Origin of the sequence: Hydrogenophaga sp. (assembly GCF_026125825.1) — a bacterium.
Classification (GTDB): Bacteria; Pseudomonadota; Gammaproteobacteria; order Burkholderiales; family Burkholderiaceae_C; genus Hydrogenophaga.
Map to the genome: position 1 here is coordinate 1 of NZ_JAHCKK010000204.1, position 2,293 is coordinate 2,293.

Below are 2,293 nucleotides of genomic sequence, written 5' to 3' on the forward strand. Positions count from 1 at the left end.
AGCCGGTGTACTTCCTCACCCCGGACGTGGTGGGCTTCGAACTCACCGGCCGCCTGCGCGAGGGCGTGACCGCCACCGACCTCGTGCTCACCGTCACCGAAATCCTGCGCCAGCACAAGGTGGTGGGCAAGTTTGTCGAGTTCTTCGGCGAAGGCACGGCCTCGCTCGCGCTGCCCGACCGCGCCACCATCGCCAACATGGCGCCCGAGTACGGCGCCACCATGGGCTTCTTCCCGGTGGACGAGAAGACGCTGGCCTACTTCCGGGGCACCGGCCGCAGCGCCGCCGAAATCGAGGCCTTCGAGGCCTACTTCCGCGCCCAGGGCCTGTTTGGCGTACCCGCCAGCGGCGAGATCGACTACTCCAAGGTCGTCAAGCTCGACCTCGGCCTGGTGACGCCCAGCCTGGCCGGCCCCAAGCGCCCGCAAGACCGCATCGAGCTCGGCCAGGTCGCGCGCCAGTTCTGCGACCTGTTCAGCAAGCCCAACGACCAGAACGGCTTCAACCGCCCCGCCGAGTTGCTGCACACCCGCTACCACGCGATCGACAATGAAATCGCCCCGGTGGCCGTGCCCTCGGCCAAGCCCACGCCCGAAGGCGCGCCGCGCTTCGAGGTGGAGATGGTGGCCAACCGGCCGGTGCGCGCCAGCGCGCCGGTCAAGGAATCGCGCAGCGACCTCACCATCGGCAATGGCGACGTGCTGATCGCCGCCATCACCAGCTGCACCAACACCAGCAACCCGGGCGTGCTGCTGGCCGCCGGCCTGCTGGCCAAGAAGGCGGTGGAAGCCGGCCTCAAGGTGCAGCCCCATATCAAGACCTCCCTGGCCCCCGGCTCGCGCATCGTCACCGAGTACCTCACCCAGACCGGCCTGCTGCCTTACCTCGAAAAACTCGGCTTCGCGCTCGCTGGCTACGGCTGCACCACCTGCATCGGCAATGCGGGCGACCTCGCGCCCGAGCTCAACGCCGTGATCACGCAGAACGACCTGATCTGCGCCGCCGTGCTCTCGGGCAACCGCAACTTCGAGGCCCGCATCCACCCCAACCTCAAGGCCAACTTCCTCGCCAGCCCGCCGCTGGTGGTGGCCTACGCCATCGCCGGCAACGTCATGAAAGACCTCATGACCGAGCCGGTGGGCAAGGGCAAAGGTGGCAAGCCGGTGTACCTGGGCGACATCTGGCCCAGCAGCGACGAGATCTACCAGCTGATGAAGTTCGCCATGAACGGCAAGGCCTACCGCGAGAACTATGCGCGCGTGGCCAGCGAGCCCGGCAAGCTGTGGGAGCACATCAAGGGGGTCTCGGGCAACGCCTACACCTGGCCCAAGAGCACCTACATCGCCGAGCCGCCGTTCTTTGAGACCTTCAAGCTCGCGGCCACGGCCGCCACCGAGCCGCCCGCGGTGCGCGGTGCGCGCGTCATGGCGCTGTTTGGCGACTCCATCACCACCGACCACATCTCGCCCGCCGGCAACATCGCCGAGAACTCGCCCGCCGGCCAGTGGCTGCTGGCGCATGGCGTGCTCAAGGCCGACTTCAACAGCTACGGCGCCCGCCGCGGCCACCACGAGGTCATGATGCGCGGCACCTTCGCCAACGTGCGCATCAAGAACCTCATGCTGGCGCCCCTGCCCGACGGCTCGCGCGAGGAGGGCGGCTGGACCACCTACCAGCTCGACGGCGTGGGCCAGGGCCAGAAGATGAGCATCTTCGACGCCGCCATGCGCTACCAGGCCGCCGGCGTGCCCACCGTGGTGTTCGCCGGCGAGGAGTACGGCACCGGCTCCAGCCGCGACTGGGCCGCCAAGGGCACCCAGCTCCTGGGCATCAAGGCGGTGGTGGCGCGCAGCTTCGAGCGCATCCACCGCTCCAACCTGGTCGGCATGGGCGTGTTGCCATTGCAATTCAAGGCCGGCGACTCCTGGGAAAGCCTGGGCCTGACCGGCGACGAGACCATCGACGTGGTGCCGCACCCCGACCTGCTGCCGCAGAGCGAGGCCCGGCTGGTCATCACCCGCGCCAACGGCGAGCGCCGCGAGGTCAACGTCATTCTGCGCATCGACACGCCCGTCGAGGTGAACTATTACCGCGACGGGGGAATCCTCCCCTACGTCCTCAGGCAATTGTTGAGCGCTTGAGCCCGATGCCGCAACGCGGCATGATGTGTTTTCGTTCTGCCCTTCGGGAGTCGCCATGCGAAAGCCTGCCTTGTACAGCCCGTCCACCCGCCCCGGGGTGCCGAAGGCGGGCGCGCAAGGTGCCGTGCCGGCCGCCGCACCGGCCGAGGCTG

At 68.4% G+C, this 2,293-nt stretch carries 1 protein-coding gene; it reads left to right on the plus strand.

All coding sequences use genetic code 11. The features are described from left to right. Positions 1 to 2,141, plus strand: a 2,141-nt coding sequence (acnA, locus tag KIT86_RS24925) for an aconitate hydratase AcnA (RefSeq protein ID WP_297403409.1), incomplete at its 5' end; no start/stop codon positions are given. Positions 2,142 to 2,293: the final 152 nt, after the last annotated feature.